Source organism: Candidatus Methanoperedens sp., assembly GCA_012026795.1.
Classification (GTDB): Archaea; Halobacteriota; Methanosarcinia; order Methanosarcinales; family Methanoperedenaceae; genus Methanoperedens.
The window spans coordinates 81,077-96,340 of sequence record VEPM01000006.1; the positions used below are offsets into that span (position 1 = coordinate 81,077).

Sequence of the window (15,264 nt, forward strand, 5' to 3'; positions counted from 1 at the left end):
TTTGTCCAAGTTCGCTGCTAACAGCAGCAATCTCGACTCCGAAAGAATTTATAACTGTGTAAAACAGATAATAACATAAAATTCATCCATGATCTCAAAAGAAACAATCACAGACATTGCCAGAAAGATAGCGAGCGTTTCAATCCTGAGAAGATAATACTTTTTGGCTCCTATGCATGGGGAAAACCAGACAGGGACAGCGACCTTGACCTTTTTGTTGTGATGGAATCGAAAGAAAGACCAATAAAAAGAGCTGCATCACTCAGGTGCATGTTGAAAGATAGGTATGTCCCTATGGATATTCTGGTTCGTACACCTGAGGAACTTAAACAAAGGCTGGACATCGGAGACCCGTTTATCATGAAAATATTGAGGGATGGGCAGGTGATATATGCGCGAGATAGTACACGGGGTTAAATCAAAGAGAACACAATCTTTTAAGTCATCAAATGGCATTAAAATATCTCAGGAAAATTTATGAAGTCTGTTAATTATACTGCAAAAATTTTATCCGACGGGCATCTATCAATACCCCAGGAGATCAGGCAAGAATTAGATCTATCAGTCAATACTCTGGTAAAAGTCACTTTGAAGATCGATACGCGTAGAGAAAAAGCAATAAAGGCATTTGGGGCATGGTCGGATAGAACTGATATAAAAAATGGAATTGAATATACAGAGAAGATACGATCGGAATGGGATGAGAGAAAAGAGGATTAATAATGAAAAAAAATCGGTATCTTGTTGATACAGATGTCATTATTAACTACTTGAAAGGTAAGGATGCTAAGAAGAAAATATTCTAAATATAACACAAAAATTCCTGATGCCTTGATTGCGGCAACAGCAGCTGTAAAAGGATTAATATTGGCAACAGCAAATGAAAAACATTTCAAGATATTTGCTGAAATCGAGATGGAATTTATACATGAAATTTGATCAATATACACCATTGCAGTTATTTTTAATGGTAATTGGGATAGTTATCAGATATTACTCTCAAAAGAAAATAGGAGGATAAAGAATATCTATACCATTGTATAATTAAAAAAGGACTCACAGTCTTGAATATCAATCAGGAGGGTTTATGAAAATATATTGTGCATCAGACTTGCATATAGGCTATGAGAATGCAAACTATCCAAAGATAGAAGAATTCTTTGATATTGTAAAAGAGGAGAAATCTAATGAACTTATCTTATGCGGCGATGTTTTTGATTTATGGCGCTGTCCTTTTGAGATTATTAAAAAAGAAAGAAAGAGCACTTATAAGGCATTACTATCTGTGTCAAAACAAGTCCCTACTACAATTATCTGGGGGAATCATGATTATAAGCTCTGGAAAAAGGTACATCTTCCAATAAGGGTAACTGATGATTTTGTATGGAACAACATTTTATTTTGTCATGGCTGGCGGTTCGATATGGAGCAACAGCTTGGTCGTTTTCTATATGGATGGCTTTTGAATGATAATCCTTATGTGTATCAAAGCATTTTCAGGAAGCCATCAGAAATAAAAAAGAATGAGATAAAATATACTGCACAAAGCAAAAAAGTTCATGAGCATGCAAAAAATCTGATCCAAAAACTAAAATTAAATTATGTTGTGATGGGCCACACTCATGACCCTGTGGAAGATGGCAGGTTATTTGATTGCGGGGATATGGTAGATAGTCTTTCATATATTGTAATCGATGATCAAAATGTATCACCGAGGCTTGAGAGAATGCAGCACTAGATAATTAATCCGAAAATACTCAAGCCCGAAGATACCTCTCAATCCTGTCCATTCCTTCCCTGATATTCTCAATACTATTAGCATAAGAAAACCGGATATACCCTTTTGCGCCATCCCCGAAATCGATCCCAGGTGTTACTGCCACCCCTGCTTCTTCAAGGATCCTGCGGCTTAAATCCAGAGAATCTTTACTGAATTCCTTTGCATTGGCAAGGACATAGTAAGCCCCCTCAGGTTCATAGTTTATCCCGAACCCGATCTCTTTTAGCCTCCTGATCATGAATTTGCGGCGCATGTTATATGTAGCCACCATTTCCCTGACATGATCATGTGGACCAGTTAGCGCTGCAACGCCTGCATGCTGGACAAAGCTGTTGGCGCAGATGAAAAAGTTTTGCTGGAGCTTCTGCAGAGGCCTGATATATTCCTGCGGCGCGATGATGTACCCGAGCCGCCATCCTGTCATTGCATACAGTTTGGAAAAACCGTTCAATACGAACGCATTGGAAGTATATTCAAGTATGGAATGGTCTTTTCCTTTGTAGATGATACCCTGGTATATTTCATCTGAAATAACAGGGATTTTCCCGGCGACCTCTGATATGCTCCTCAAATTTCCCGGTGACATCACATGGCCTGTGGGATTGCATGGGGAATTTATCAATATTGCTTTTGTTTTTGATGTTATTGCAGCGGCTACATCTTCAGGCTCCATCCTGAATCCGCAGGATTCCCGGGTGTGCACAAAGACAGGTTTCCCATCAAGATATTCCACAAAATTAGGATAACATGCATAATACGGGTTGGACATTATCACCTCATCTCCCCGTCCCAGGAGACTCATGAATACAAGAAGAAGAGCAGGACTGGTCCCTGAGGTTACGATTATTTGCTGGGGTCCCAGTTCCAGTTTGAACTTTTCATTGTAATAACTGGCTATCGCTTCCCGAAGTGTTAGAAGTCCCAGGCTGTGAGTATATTTTGTCTCGCCCGACCAGAGAGCCAAGGACGCAGCCTGGCATATATGCGGCGCGGTTGGAAAATCAGGCTCACCTATTTCAAGATTTATTATGTTTTTTCCAAGACTTTCAAGTTCCTGCGCCCTTTCGAGGACCTCCATTACATGAAACGGGGGGAGCTTTTTTACTTTATCTGAAATCATAAATAAAACCGTACATATATATGCAATCCAATTATGAAAGCTAATGTCCAGAGGATATACGCTGACCTCATAATTAATTTAAAATTATCCGGCCATCCGATGATTCCTGAATATACAAGATTTATGTATATCCACAATCCGATCAATACTATTCCTAGCGTGTGATGAAATAGTATCTCAAGATCGGATAATATGCCGTTTGTTACAAAACCCAGCATCGAAGGCAGCATAAAAAATAATATTGCTGCTATCTGAACAATGACTGCAATCCTGTTAATACTGCAATGCTTTCGTAAATCCTTCTTTCTCACAACAAATGAAGCATAAGAAAGGAGTATCATAAGCAATATCTGGACAGTGAGATTCATAGTTACAAGGGTTTTCACATCAAAGACCATTTTCCATCACCAGCAGAAGCTACTCTTCATAATAAACCATAGGATTTTTCTCAATCTCTGTCCTGAATTTAATATATTCATGGATAATTGTCTGGACGACAACAAATATTATCGGGCCCAGAAGCAACCCTTTTGTTCCGAAAATAATAGGCCCCGAAAAAAAACCAATGAATATTGCAAGCGGATTCACATCAGCTTGTTTGGATCCAAAATATGGCTGCAGGACCATAGGGATAAAAACACTCAGTACAACCACACCAAATACAAGGATTCCTCCTGCTGCAAATGTATTTCCGATATAATACATATATGCTGCGGCAGGTCCGTAAACCATCCATGTTCCGAAAACAGGGAGAAAACCGAATAATCCCGTAAGAATTGCAAGGAGAAATGCATGTGGCACTCCGAATATATAATATCCGATAAAAGAAACTGCTGCTGTTATTACGGCCATTGTCAGATACGATAGAATAAGTACATCAAAGCTTTTTTTCAGGCCTTTTATAATACTTGATATAAATTTCTCATCTTCTTGCGGAAGAGTTAACGCATAGTCTTTAACAGCGCGTATGATTTCATTGCCATTTCGCATGAAATAATAAGTTGCGTACAGGAATACTACAATGTCGAGGAACATAAGCGGTATAGATGTGACAAAGCCAGAAATAATGCCAATCGTAATCGATGAAAGTTTAGCAGTAATCTCCTTTGCCCCAAGAGGTAAATCAATATAAGTTCCCAATCCCGTTGACGAAATAGTATCTGAAAACACAGAAATGAAGTATGTGATCTTGCCGCTTAGTCCGGTGATATCCCCGAATATCTGGCCAATATTTGTCGTTAAGTATGAGATAGACAATATGAGCGGAATTCCTATAATAATTATCAGGAGTGTAAGCGCTGTATGAGAAAGTAGCTTATGTGACTCCATCTTTTTGATTATCGGGCTAAACATATATGTTGTTATTGCAGCAAGGATCAACGGGGTTATGAACGGATATATCATTATTGCAGCTATTCCTATTGCAACCAGGAAAATAGCCGGATGCGACCTTGAATGGAGCCTGGAGGATAAAACCATAATACCACAGCACTATTTTGTTTATTTAATATATATAAGTGCCTGTAGAAATAATGAGACTTTCAGAGACTTTTTATTGTGCATAACTTTATATTCGATTAAGTTATGTATGGTATTGACAAAACCATAAGTAATTGATAATTATGAACCCCAAAAACCTTGCATATCTTGAAGAAAAATTCAAAAACCGTATGACCTTTGACCCTGTAGAACGAATGCTGTATGGCCATGATATTGCCGCCATTCCCGCACTTGTGAAGCCTTTAATTGGAAATACAACTCCTGACGCAGTAGTGCAGCCTCAAAATGAGGACGAACTTATTGAGCTTGTAAAATGGGCAGTATCAAACAATGTGCCGCTTACACCAAGAGGTAAAGCTACTTCGGGATATGGGGGAGCGATACCAGTCAATCAGGGCGTGGTTGTGGATTTCTACAGGATGAAAAAAGTTCTTGCCATCGATGCAAATAACCTGACAGTCACAGTCCAGCCCGGCATCACCTGGGAGAAGCTTGATGCAGAACTAAATAAACAAAATCTTACTATCAGGTTATATCCCACAAGCTATCCCTCATCAACTGTCGGGGGCTGGCTGGCGCAGGGAGGCGCAGGTATCGGAAGCTTTGAATATGGATATTTCCGTGAAAATGTGGTCATGGCTAAAGTTGTATTACCAACCGGAGATGTCAGGAATTTTGCCGGTGATGAACTTGATTTGATCGCTGATGCGGAAGGCATAACAGGATTAATTACAGAAGTGACGCTGCGTATACAGCCTTGCGAAGATATTGAAGTTGCAGGGCTTGCCTGCCCGGATGCAAATCGCCTGCAGGAACTTGTGAAATCTATAATCGGATCAAAGCTGCCAATATGGTCAATGGTATTTATCAATCCGCAGATGGCTGAAATGAAAAACTGCGCTCCTGTTATGGAACATGGCGGACATGCAGCACAAGAGCGCATAATGCTTCCTGCCAGATATATCCTTACACTTGCTTTCCGTAAAAAAGACAGTACAACTATCAAGGCAGCACTTCCCGGTCTTGCAAGTTCATCAGGGGCAGAGATCATAAGTGACAAAATCGCAGAGCATGAATGGGAAAACCGCTTCAGGCTCATGGTCGTAAAGCGGCTTGGTCCTTCACTTGTACCTGCTGAGATAATAATTCCGCTCTCAAGCCTTGGAGACGTGATGGGTGAGATCGGGAACAGGGTTTCCCAGCCAGTAGTTAAGGAAGGCGTGATCATCCGTAATGGGATCAAAGGTGAACCTGAAGTTGTCATCCTGGGTTTTATTCCCGGCGACCAGAGAAAATTCAGTTATAATTTCGTATTCGGTCTTGTGCTGTCGATTATGAAGATCGCTGAAGAACATGGCGGGAGACCTTATTCAACCGGCCTGTATTTCTCCAAAAAGGCTGATTACATATTGGGAAAAGAAAGAGTACAACGATTGCGCGCTTTCAAATATGAGTTCGATCCGAAAAATATATTGAACCCTGGAAAGGTCACAGGCAGCAGCCTTATGGGAATTGCCCTGGGTATGGCCTGCACTTTTGAGCCGTTTATCCGTCCGCTTGGAAATTCCGTTACTACGACTGTTGGTGAGAGGCCGCAAAAACAGGTCAGGGATATCCCGGCAGATGTGGCATGGTATGCTTACAGCTGCTCTCAGTGCGGATACTGCATTGATGAATGCGACCAGTTCTACGGGCGCGGCTGGGAAAGCCAGAGCCCCAGGGGTAAATGGTACTGGCTGCGGGAGTACATGGAAGGACGCGTTGAATGGGACCAGAAGATGGTTGACACGATCATTTCATGCACGACCTGCGAGCTTTGCAACTTGCGCTGCTCGGCAGCTTTGCCTGTTGAGCCTTCATGGATGAAACTTCGCGGTAAACTGATAAATGAAGATAAGAAGATGACCTTCCCGCCGTTTGAAATGATGACAGAAGCCCTTAATTCCCAGGGAAATATCTGGGCATGCTACAGGAAAGACCGCTCGAAATGGTTCCCTGAGGAACTTAAGGAAAAGCACGGGCCTATGCATAAAGCAAAGAATGTTTATTTTGCGGGCTGCACAGCAAGTTTTGTTGAAAAAGACATAGGCATGGCAAGTGTACGCCTGCTTGATGCGGCAAATGTTGATTTTACGTATCTTGGCGAGAAAGAGAACTGCTGCGCTACTCCGATGCTTGTGGCAGGCAAATGGGATGCCTTTGCCAGAACCATGAAAAAGAATATCAGCGCAGTAAAAGCAGCCGGGGCTGATACCGTAATTACCTCATGCCCGGCATGTGATATGATGTGGCGGCAGGTATATCCTGAATGGTCAGAAAAACTCGGTATTGATTATAAGATAAAGACAAAGCATTATAGTGAGATCGTATCAGACAAAATCAAATCCGGTGAGTTCAAGTTCAAAAAAGGTATGGAAAAACCCATTACGGTGACGTGGCATGACTCCTGCCATATCGGACGCGCATCAGGTGTGTACGAGCCGCCGCGTGATGTTATAAAGGCAATTCCTGGTGTCAGGTTCGTTGAGATGAGCTCAAACAGGGATAAGGCTCACTGCTGCGGCTCGGTGCTGACGCTCCTGAAGGAGCCAGAAACGGCAGCAGATATTGGAAAGATACGTCTTGATGAAGCCGTTGAAGCAGGCGCACAGAAGGTTCTTGCTCTTTGTCCATGCTGCCAGTTCCAGCTAAGGGTAAGCGCAGACGCAAGAAAAATCCCGGTCGAAGTGGTTGACCTTGCGACTTTTGCTTCATCAGCTATCGGGTATGATTTCCCGGATCCAAAACCAGAAGTACAGGCACAGTGGGCGGTCTTTGAGAAGATGATAACCCTTATGACACCGAGGGGATTTGCAGGTCTTATGGGAACAATGTGGCCTGAGCTTATTGATGCAATGCCTTATGGAATGGGGCCGATGATGCGGGCGATGGGTAAAGTCCCTGGCGCTCTTTCGCTTATGAAGCCATTGTTCCCTGTGCTATTCCCGATCCTTCTTCCTAAGATGATGCCAGAGGTAATGCCTGTGATGCTTGAAAAAATTGGAAAGATAATTCCAATGCCTGCATATATGGCAGAGCAGATGCCTGAACTTTTACCAAAAGTCATGGATAACCTGATGCCGCATATGATCGATGATGTGGTGCCGCTTGTTACCCGGCCGATGATCGATTATCTGACGGGGAGGAAGTGATATGGAATGAACATATCCTCTCCATCTTTTTCCCTTATCAAAAATATCATTTTTTTCTTTTAATAAGTCAACAATCATACTTCTTGCATTCTCGCAGCATTTCCTCAAAAGTATAATGTTCGGGAATGACATCCACATTTATCCCAAACCCGATCAATGTATCACAAGTAGGTTTGCCAATAGCTGCTACAATCTTTTGATTCATAATCCTGATGATCTCATCTTTTTCTCCCATCTCCCGGGCAAGCGCCATGAAATTCCTGACCATCATAGTGCTTGTGAATGCAAAAATATCTACATTACCTTGAAGCACCTGTTTAAAAAGCGCAGCATGTCGCTCATCTTTAGGGCTGATTATCTGATACACTTGCGTTTCATGCACAACTGCTCCTTTTTCAAGAAGACCTCTCACAAGTTCAGGAGCACCATGGCTGCTTCTTGCGATCTCGATAACCGCACCTTCAATTCCCGAAAGTTCTTTAACAAGACCTGAAGAACTGTAAGAACCGGGCATCATAGTGACATGGATCCCGTTTTTCAAAAGTGCATCTCTTGTCTTAGGGCCGATTGCTATAACTCTGGTTTCATTGAGCCTTTCAATAAATTCCTCAGGGTATTTCATTTTCAATAAAGTGAACTCGACCCCGTTAGCGCTTGTGAAAATAACGTAATCCGCCTCTCCCCCCATTACACGGTCCAGGAACCCTTTAAAATTTGAATCGGTCTTATCCATTACATCGATCATGGGCGCGGTTATTGTGGAAAAGCCCATTGAAGATGCAAGTTTGACAGACTCTTCCAGGTAACCCGCAGGTCTCATAATGGCTATTACTTTCATTTCGATCTTTCAGGGAGCAAGTTCGTGATGCAATTTTACAACATCACCTATTACGGTTATTGCCGGAGCTTTCACCTTTCGCTGCTTACAAAGACCAACAATATCAGCGAGCGTTCCAATAGTGACCCGCTGATCGGGACGTGTTCCTCTTTCGATGACAGCTACAGGAGTATCTACAGATTTACCGTGTTTCACTAATTCTTTCACATTACGCTCCAGCATGCTGACGCCCATCAGGATGACAAGTGTTCCTTCAAATTTTGCAAGAAGTTCCCAGTCAAGAGCTGTTTCTTCCTTTTCAGGGTCTTCATGTCCTGTTATGAATGTGACCATGGATGCATAATCACGATGTGTAATTGGAATTCCGGCATAAGCAGGAACTGCAATCGCTGAAGTGATCCCTGGTACTACCTCGACCTTGATACCTTCTGCGGAAAGTGTCTGGGCTTCCTCGCCTCCGCGACCGAAAAGATACGGGTCTCCGCCTTTTAAGCGCAGGACGATTTTTCCTTCTTTTGCCCTTTTGACAAGAAGTTCATTTATCTGCCACTGAGAAAGTTTGTGATTCCCTGCATATTTACCAACATCGATTTTCTCTGCCGATTCCGGCAGCATATCAAGTATCGCTTTACCGGGAAGCTGGTCATAAAGAATGACCTCGGCGCTCTCTATTAGTCTTTTTGCTTTGATAGTCAGAAGCTCCGGGTCACCTGGACCTGAGCCTACAAGATAAACTTTCCCTTTCATTATTATCCTCTTTTGGCTGCAAACATCTTTACCGCTTCATCAACAAGTTTGCCGCCGCCTTTTTTATTCAACTCATTACCGATTCGCTCGGCTTCCTTTTCATACTCGGCGGGGTTTATAAATTCATCTATTTTTACGCAGCGCTTCCCATCCACCGAAAGAACTTCAGCACGGACGTGTATTTCATTTCCCTCGGTTTGTGCAAAAGCCCCGATGGGAACAAGGCATCCGCCTCCAAGGATTCCGATTATTATGCGTTCGCTCCTTGTTTCAAGCCGCGTCTGTTCGTCATTTAAAACAAGAACCGCATTTTGCGCATCAGTTCCTTTCCTGGTAACTATGACCACCGTCCCCTGGTTAGCAGACGGGACAAAATCGTCAGGATCGAGGCGTTCTCCGGGCAGGTCCCATTTCAGTCTCTCAAGTCCGGCTTGCGCAAGGAAAATACCATCATATTGCCCTTCCTTAAGTTTGCGAAGACGTGTGTCGATATTACCGCGTAACTCCTTTATGATAAAACCTGGTCTGTACCTGGATAGCTGGGCGCGTCGCCTCAGGCTTGTAGTTCCGATGATCGAACCATCGGGAAGATCTTTTAATTTCGTATTGTTGAGTGTAAGCAGGAAATCATATGGCGAGTCGCGTTTCATTACCGCAGCTATTGTTAGTTCAGGAGGACGTTCGGTAGGAACATCTTTCATGCTGTGGACAGCGATATCTATCTCACCTGCAAGCATCATATCGTCGATCTCACGCACAAAGACCCCGAAACCCTGCACTTCATGCAGCGGCCTGTCTGTGAATGTATCGCCTGATGTTTTGATTATTTTGATTTCCGTTTCTATTCCGTTTTTTGAAAGTAGATCTTTCACGAGATTTGCCTGCGCAAGAGCCAGTTTGCTGCCCCTCGTTCCTATACGCAATGGTTTTTGGGGATTTTTCATTTCAGGTTCCGTTGGTAAGCTTTTAAGGTTTTTTCTATGTCATCTTTTGAATGGGCGAGAGACAGGAAGTTTGTCTCAAACTGGGACGGGGGCAGGAAGATGCCGTCATTTAGCATTTTCTTGAAAAATACATTGAATTTGGCTGTATCGCATTTCAGGGCTTCCTGGTAATTAGAAGGCATATCCCCGAAGAATACCTTGAACATGCTCCCCACGCCGCTCACATTGTAATCAAGCCCGATATCGGTTATAATATCAGATAACCCTGACCTTAATGAATCTCCTGCGCTATTCACTTTGTCATGTACTTTCTCTTTTTTAAGTGTTCTTATCATGGCAAGCCCTGCTGTCATTGAAACCGGGCTGCCATTGAATGTCCCTGCCTGGTAAACAGGACCAGCCGGTGAAATTTTCTCCATTATTTCACGCTTCCCTCCGATCACACCGATATGGAAACCGCCGCCAAGTATCTTTCCAAGAGTTGTCATGTCTGGCGTAATACCATAATACTCCTGAGCACCACCCATGGCAAGCCTGAATCCTGTGATCACTTCATCTAAGATCAATACCACATCATTCTCTTTTGTTACTGCGCGGACATCTTCCAGGTACCCTTTTTTGGGTAATATCGGCCCGATATTTCCAAGTACGGGCTCCATAATTACTGCCGCAACATCATCTTTATACGCTTCAATCGCTTCTGTCATGGCCTCTATATCGTTATATGGCACCTGGAGCGTGTTCTTCGTAAAATCTTTCGGGACTCCGGCAGAATCGGGCGTGCCGAGGGTTGTTGCGCCTGATCCCGCTTTTACAAGGGCAGCGTCGTGAGCGCCATGAAAGCCCCCTTCTATCTTGATGAACTTGTTTTTCCCTGTGAAACCCCTTGCTGCGCGCAGAGCTCCCATTGTAGCTTCTGTTCCTGTTGAGACAAATCGCACCATGTCGATGCTCCTGTATAGTTTGATAATTTCATTCGCAAGAGACACTTCAAGTTCGGTCGGGGTTCCGTAAAGCCAGCCATCATCAAGCTGCTTGGTCACAGCTTCCTTTATTGCAGGATGGTTATGGCCCAAAAGTAAAGGCCCGTAACCCATTACGTAATCGATATATTCATTACCATCAATATCGGTTAACTTTGAGCCGTTCGCTCTTTTAGTATAGAACGGAAATGGTTTTATTGCCCTGACAGGGCTGCTTACGCCCCCGGGAAGTATCTTCTTCGCTTCATCGAATAATTTTCTTGATTTCTCTGTTCCCATGGATTACTCAAATTAGGGGATAAACTAATATAATTTGTGTTTACTCTTGAATTCAGGTATTTTTTGTTAATCCGTTATCTGTGGCATACTTCATTAACTCGTACCAATCATTGGTAATCACTATTTCAGACTAAAGCGTTCTCAAGAATGCCACAAGATCCTTTTTCTCATCCATAGTGAGCTGCAGCTCCTGGATCATGTTGAAGAATTCCACTGTGTCGTCCAGAGTCAGCAGCCTCCCGTCGTGGAAGTAAGGAGGAGTATCCTTGATGCCACGCAGGGGGAAAGTCTTGATCGGGCCGTCGGCGCTTGCCATCATCCCGTTGATCATACGGGGGTTGTAGAAGCGCTCCGTCTTCAGGTTATGCATGGTGAGATCTGTATAGTAGGGAGCAGGATGGCATTCAACGCATTTTGCCTTGCCAAAGAACAGTTCTTGTCCGCGCATTTCAGGCTCAGAAGACATATTCGGATCCAGCTTGCCATAAATATTAAGCTTTGGGGCGGGCGGGAAATCCAGAAGTTCCTGGAACTCAGCCATGAAATGAACCTGGCTGCTGCGTTCAAGCGGGTTGACGCCCTTCTTTGTTGCTATTACAGGATCACCATCAAAATAAGCCCCTCGCTGCTCGAACTCCGTGAAATCCTCTACAGTCTTCAGTGCACGCTGTGAGCCGAAAAGGCGCTGGATATTTAAGCCGCGCAGGGTCGGTGTATCAAGGCGATGGCGGAACTCCTGCGGCCGGATATCGCCCACCAGATGAGTGGCACCGTTTGTATTGCCATTTGCGTGGCAATCAAAACAGGCAACTCCGAGACTTGGGTGTTCAGAACGCCGGTCCTCGAGCAGATTGAATTGTTGCTGCGGGAATGGAGTCAAAAGCAACCGCAGGCCCTCAAGCTGTTTCGGATTTAATATTCCGTTAAACAGTTCAAAGTAGTTCCGGTTGGTCACCAGTTTGCCCCTGGAAACATCACCCAGGTCAGGCCGCGTAGTTAAATAGATAGGCGCGGGGAACTCGGGCAAAAAGCGATCCATCAAGTCGAAATCCAGGTCAAATCGTGTGAGGTCGCGCCCTTCTTGTTTCTTAATCTCATCGATTTCGAAACCGGGGAAGAGCTGGCCACCTTCAGAATGGTTTGGATGCGGCAACGGCAGGAAACCTTTGGGGAAGAGATCCTTCTGTCGAATTTCTTCCGGGCTCATCACAGCCAGTTTGTCCCAGGTCATGCCATCAGGAAGTTTAACCCTTACGCCTTCCTGAATGGGCTTTCCACGGGACATCGTTACATCTTTAGCCGGATGGTCGCTCAGATCGTAACGTTCATTGAGCAGATCCAACTGGCGCTTCATCGTCTCAGACTTCGAAGCCTTATATCGAGCCATGATCGTATCGAAGTCCTCATTGATAACCACCGGTAGATAGCTTGAACGATTTATTAAAACATCAGTCGCTATATCAGGATTCTCATTTGTATCAGCATTTGAGTTTGCATTATCTATCCCGGTATCATTTGAATAATTCGAACTATCCATTCCCGATTCCCCGGCATAGACAACTCCAAGCAATGCGAGTACTACAGCCAAAAACACCAGTGCCCATAGGTGTTTTGATATTCTTTGTCTCATAATATTACCTCCCCTAAATTTTGACGAAATAAACCCGCATGTTGCAGCACCCCCATTTATGGAATTATATCTGCGATGCGGTATCTTTTTTTTGAATTGCGGAATAAAGAGCAGTGCTTGTAATTAAACTATTTACCGTCTCTTGATGCCCACACCCTTCAAACAATTTTTCGAGACGTTTTATCGTATTTGACAATTTATTGTTAATATTGGTATATATAACTACAGGGTGGTTATGGTGTAGCCCGACAAGCAGGCAACCAGTAAAAAAAACACGTAAGAATTCTCACTCTTTTATCCTTGAGCTTCCCGGAGGCAAAAACATCGCTATCCTGTCAGGCGAAGCTATCGTCTTTATGAGCTTTTTATCTTCGAACTTTTCATTCAGCAAACGGTATATCTTCTTTGAAATGTCGTTCTGGTTGAACTCACCAGGTTCAACCTCGATGACGAATTGCGCTGTTTTCTTTACGGCGCTCAAAGGTCCTCCGGTCAGCCTTTTTTCCTCGCCAAGTTCAAGACCAAGTGCTGCTCCCAGCATTACATCTTTGAAATAATTTCGCTTTCCCCTTATCACAAAAGCGCCTTTTGCCACATACTCGCCGGATTCAGGGGTTTTTGAGACCTGCTCAGGTAACACCCAGTAGGCATCCCCGCTTACCTGCCCTGATTTCCAGATGCCTGAATATGAAACAGTGAACTGCGCAGCTTCAAGAAGTGTGGTTTCAGGCACATCTTTTCCTTCTGTTTTGATTACAACAGCAGGAGAACCTGATACATGGGCATGGAAGAAAATATCCTTTTTCTGGAGGTATTTTTTCACGATATCCTCGTTGCTCTGGGCATCCCTTCCCCCGATAACAAGGAACCCATCTGATGAGAAAAACCACCTGAACTGCTCAAACCACTTTTGTTTTGGTTTCTGGATATTCTTACTGGTTTTGGGAGCTTCTTTTTTTCCTGCCAATTTCTTTGTATCTTCTATCGCGGCAAGAGCGCCTTTTATCTTACCCGATAATTTTTTTGATTTATCGTAATAAACCTGGGAATTCTGTGTTACAGTGAGACGTACATCGAGTTCTACTTCCTCATTATCCAGCAGCACATTGATCAGGCCTTTTCCCGGGTTAATGGATTTGATCACTTTTGCTTCAGGAATATCCGATTTTTTTAATATGTTCTTTATATCATCCCATGAATACCCTTTCTCCCTGGCATTATTGATGACCTTCAGGATCCCATCGCAGGTCTGGTAATGCGCATAAATCAATTCTCCTTTATGAACAAGCTTTTGCTCATCTTCCCTGAATTTTGCGAGCGCAAGTATCTGTTTCTGGAGTCGGTATTCGTATGAACTAGTTTTTTCTTCCTTTGCTGCTTTTACAACTTTAATGGCTTCGTTTTTCTTTTTTGCCTCGCTGCTGAAATATTCATCAAGTGCCTCATTAAAAGTACTAAAAGATATTTTCTCGTTTTTCTCGTAAACGGAAATAGGGAAAGGAAGCACGTCTATTTTTACCCCATCTTTCAGGATTATCTGCGGTTTAAGCTCTGTGTTTAGCGGTTTGAAAACATCCTGTAACGCATTTTGTAATGAAGACAGGTCTTTTATGTCCTTCGCCGGGGTATTTTTTGAGATGCCGGCGCGGATGCAAAGCTCTTCTGCGTACTGGCCTCCGATGTTCATTTTTGTTGCCACTGTACGAACGATGTCTGCATCGGAATGTGCGAACATCTCTTTTAGCTGGTCTTCTGTTGCAGTAATTGGACTGATCTGTGCCTGCGGCAGCTCATAAGGTTCGCCACCCCGGACTTTCCTGTCCCTGAAGCTTATGGATTTTAATGGCAGTATTATCTGCTTTTCAGAATTTAATAAAACGATATTTCCTCTGGAAAATAGTTCTATTATGAGGATGGTCTTATCCTCGCCGCGCTGGATATGCATCTCAATTATCCTGTCAAAATCATACTGCGAAACATCTGTAATCCTGCCCCCGGTCAGGTGTTTCCGGAGAAGCATCGGGAATGACTGCGGGAACTTAGGAGCAATTTCGGGATATTTCGTTAGATGAAAGCGTTTTCCTGCTTCAATGACAAGATTTGTTCTCCCTTCTTTGAAAATATGTAGCCCGATCCTGATCTCATCCGGTGAATGCTGGTATATTTTTGTGATCTTGGCATCAAGAAGGCGGGGATGCAATTCCCTTACCAGTGCTGCAACGTCCACACTTGACATTTCCTGTTTCATGTAA

Annotated in this window: 13 protein-coding genes and 1 pseudogene; 5 read left to right on the forward strand and 9 right to left on the reverse strand. The window is 43.5% G+C overall.

Annotated features, from left to right (window positions below; translation table 11 throughout):
• The first annotated feature begins 54 nt into the window (after window positions 1–54).
• The 4 genes from FIB07_02260 to FIB07_02275 all read left to right on the forward strand — a co-directional run bounded on the left by FIB07_02260 (window position 55) and on the right by FIB07_02275 (window position 1,738).
• Window positions 55–417: a nucleotidyltransferase domain-containing protein gene (locus tag FIB07_02260; protein ID NJD51670.1), complete on the forward strand. Its 363-nt coding sequence runs from the start codon at window positions 55–57 to the stop codon at window positions 415–417.
• A gap of 60 nt (window positions 418–477) precedes the next feature.
• A complete protein-coding gene (locus tag FIB07_02265; GenBank protein NJD51671.1) occupies window positions 478–720 on the forward strand; it encodes a hypothetical protein in 243 nt (80 codons plus the stop codon).
• A 63-nt stretch (window positions 721–783) separates the two neighbouring features.
• Window positions 784–939 (forward strand): type II toxin-antitoxin system VapC family toxin, encoded by a 156-nt coding sequence (locus tag FIB07_02270; protein NJD51672.1) that lies wholly within the window; start codon window positions 784–786, stop codon window positions 937–939.
• Between the two features lie 148 nt (window positions 940–1,087).
• Complete coding sequence (locus FIB07_02275) at window positions 1,088–1,738, forward strand: hypothetical protein (protein ID NJD51673.1); 651 nt, start codon at window positions 1,088–1,090, stop codon at window positions 1,736–1,738.
• 19 nt (window positions 1,739–1,757) lie between these two features.
• On the opposite strand, the gene FIB07_02280 is transcribed toward FIB07_02275, so the two are convergent.
• From FIB07_02280 to FIB07_02290, 3 genes are read right to left on the reverse strand one after another with little or no spacing between them, the layout of a single operon-like run.
• Window positions 1,758–2,900: a pyridoxal phosphate-dependent aminotransferase gene (locus FIB07_02280; protein ID NJD51674.1), complete on the reverse strand. Its 1,143-nt coding sequence runs from the start codon at window positions 2,898–2,900 to the stop codon at window positions 1,758–1,760.
• Window positions 2,897–3,298 carry a hypothetical protein gene (locus FIB07_02285; protein ID NJD51675.1) on the reverse strand — a complete coding sequence of 134 codons (402 nt, stop codon included), beginning with the start codon at window positions 3,296–3,298 and terminating at the stop codon, window positions 2,897–2,899. Before FIB07_02285 ends, FIB07_02280 begins: the two co-directional genes overlap by 4 nt.
• Before the next feature lie 19 nt (window positions 3,299–3,317).
• On the reverse strand, window positions 3,318–4,379 hold the full coding sequence (locus FIB07_02290) for an AI-2E family transporter (protein ID NJD51676.1): 1,062 nt from the start codon (window positions 4,377–4,379) through the stop codon (window positions 3,318–3,320).
• A 143-nt stretch (window positions 4,380–4,522) separates the two neighbouring features.
• On the opposite strand from FIB07_02290, the gene FIB07_02295 reads away from it, so the two are divergent.
• Complete coding sequence (locus FIB07_02295) at window positions 4,523–7,591, forward strand: FAD-binding oxidoreductase (GenBank protein ID NJD51677.1); 3,069 nt, start codon at window positions 4,523–4,525, stop codon at window positions 7,589–7,591.
• 67 nt (window positions 7,592–7,658) lie between these two features.
• On the opposite strand, the gene FIB07_02300 is transcribed toward FIB07_02295, so the two are convergent.
• The 6 genes and pseudogenes from FIB07_02300 to FIB07_02325 all read right to left on the reverse strand — a co-directional run bounded on the left by FIB07_02300 (window position 7,659) and on the right by FIB07_02325 (window position 15,260).
• Window positions 7,659–8,429 (reverse strand): uroporphyrinogen-III synthase, encoded by a 771-nt coding sequence (locus tag FIB07_02300; protein ID NJD51678.1) that lies wholly within the window; start codon window positions 8,427–8,429, stop codon window positions 7,659–7,661.
• Window positions 8,430–8,438: 9 nt separating this feature from the next.
• Complete coding sequence (gene cobA, locus FIB07_02305) at window positions 8,439–9,176, reverse strand: uroporphyrinogen-III C-methyltransferase (GenBank protein NJD51679.1); 738 nt, start codon at window positions 9,174–9,176, stop codon at window positions 8,439–8,441.
• Between the two features lie 2 nt (window positions 9,177–9,178).
• The gene (gene hemC, locus FIB07_02310; GenBank protein NJD51680.1) at window positions 9,179–10,099 is read right to left on the reverse strand and encodes a hydroxymethylbilane synthase; all 921 of its coding nucleotides are present in this window, start codon (window positions 10,097–10,099) and stop codon (window positions 9,179–9,181) included.
• A 17-nt stretch (window positions 10,100–10,116) separates the two neighbouring features.
• On the reverse strand, window positions 10,117–11,382 hold the full coding sequence (gene hemL, locus FIB07_02315; GenBank protein NJD51681.1) for a glutamate-1-semialdehyde-2,1-aminomutase: 1,266 nt from the start codon (window positions 11,380–11,382) through the stop codon (window positions 10,117–10,119).
• Between the two features lie 130 nt (window positions 11,383–11,512).
• Window positions 11,513–12,814 (reverse strand): annotated as a pseudogene (locus FIB07_02320) (cytochrome B6).
• Between the two features lie 484 nt (window positions 12,815–13,298).
• Window positions 13,299–15,260 (reverse strand): fibronectin-binding domain-containing protein, encoded by a 1,962-nt coding sequence (locus FIB07_02325; protein NJD51682.1) that lies wholly within the window; start codon window positions 15,258–15,260, stop codon window positions 13,299–13,301.
• Between the last annotated feature and the right edge of the window lie 4 nt (window positions 15,261–15,264).

What these genes read in the sequence shown, in the direction of transcription:
- FIB07_02280 (NJD51674.1), bottom strand. Translation starts at nt 2,900, where the DNA reads ATGATTTCAGATAAAGTAAAAAAGCTCCCCCCGTTTCATGTAATGGAG.
- FIB07_02285 (NJD51675.1), bottom strand. Translation starts at nt 3,298, where the DNA reads ATGGTCTTTGATGTGAAAACCCTTGTAACTATGAATCTCACTGTCCAG.
- FIB07_02295 (NJD51677.1), top strand. Translation starts at nt 4,523, where the DNA reads ATGAACCCCAAAAACCTTGCATATCTTGAAGAAAAATTCAAAAACCGT.
- FIB07_02265 (NJD51671.1), top strand. Translation starts at nt 478, where the DNA reads ATGAAGTCTGTTAATTATACTGCAAAAATTTTATCCGACGGGCATCTA.
- FIB07_02290 (NJD51676.1), bottom strand. Translation starts at nt 4,379, where the DNA reads ATGGTTTTATCCTCCAGGCTCCATTCAAGGTCGCATCCGGCTATTTTC.
- FIB07_02270 (NJD51672.1), top strand. Translation starts at nt 784, where the DNA reads ATGCTAAGAAGAAAATATTCTAAATATAACACAAAAATTCCTGATGCC.
- FIB07_02275 (NJD51673.1), top strand. Translation starts at nt 1,088, where the DNA reads ATGAAAATATATTGTGCATCAGACTTGCATATAGGCTATGAGAATGCA.
- FIB07_02325 (NJD51682.1), bottom strand. Translation starts at nt 15,260, where the DNA reads ATGAAACAGGAAATGTCAAGTGTGGACGTTGCAGCACTGGTAAGGGAA.
- FIB07_02300 (NJD51678.1), bottom strand. Translation starts at nt 8,429, where the DNA reads ATGAAAGTAATAGCCATTATGAGACCTGCGGGTTACCTGGAAGAGTCT.
- hemL (NJD51681.1), bottom strand. Translation starts at nt 11,382, where the DNA reads ATGGGAACAGAGAAATCAAGAAAATTATTCGATGAAGCGAAGAAGATA.
- cobA (NJD51679.1), bottom strand. Translation starts at nt 9,176, where the DNA reads ATGAAAGGGAAAGTTTATCTTGTAGGCTCAGGTCCAGGTGACCCGGAG.